Origin of the sequence: Leisingera sp. ANG-M1, assembly GCF_000813745.1 — a bacterium.
GTDB lineage: Bacteria > Pseudomonadota > Alphaproteobacteria > Rhodobacterales > Rhodobacteraceae > Leisingera.
The window spans coordinates 1-500 of record NZ_JWLC01000077.1 but is presented as its reverse complement, the minus strand read 5'-3'; the positions used below and the strand labels follow the sequence as shown (position 1 = coordinate 500).

The 500-nt window shown below is 71.6% G+C and carries 1 pseudogene; it reads left to right on the top strand.

Features of this window, described 5'->3' with window-relative positions:
- Positions 1-500 (top strand): annotated as a pseudogene (locus RA19_RS27150) (hypothetical protein); the annotation flags it as partial.

Below are 500 nucleotides of genomic sequence, written 5' to 3'. Positions count from 1 at the left end.
CCCGCCATATGGGCGCAGGGGCTGGCAGCCTCGGCCCTGGTTCACGCCGCAGGCGCCGGCGCGCTGCTCATTTCGCTGGTGCCCGACCCGGTGCCGCATCAGCCCAACCCGGAAAGCGCCCTCAACCTGCAGGCCCACCGCATCCCCCGCTCCGAAGCCGTGCCGCAGGCGGCCGAAGGCGAACAAGCCCCTGAAAGCGAAGCACAAAGCCAAGGCCTGAACGCCGGTGCAATCCCGCAATCCGCAGCCAGGCTGCAAGCGCCCGCCCCGGACCGCGTTGTCTCTGCATCTCCGCAAGCAGCCTCCCTCGCACCCGCCGCCGCACAGCCTCCGGAACTTGCCCCTGCACAAGCCCAAAGCGCCAAGCTGACCAGCGCAAGCGCCCCGTCTGCCAGCCTGGCCAGCACGCCGCCGGATGCCCAGCAGGCCAGTGCCGGCGACCTGCAGCCCGCCACAGCGGCCCCCGCAGTTGCAGCCCTTCAACAAGCAGCGGCCGCTGC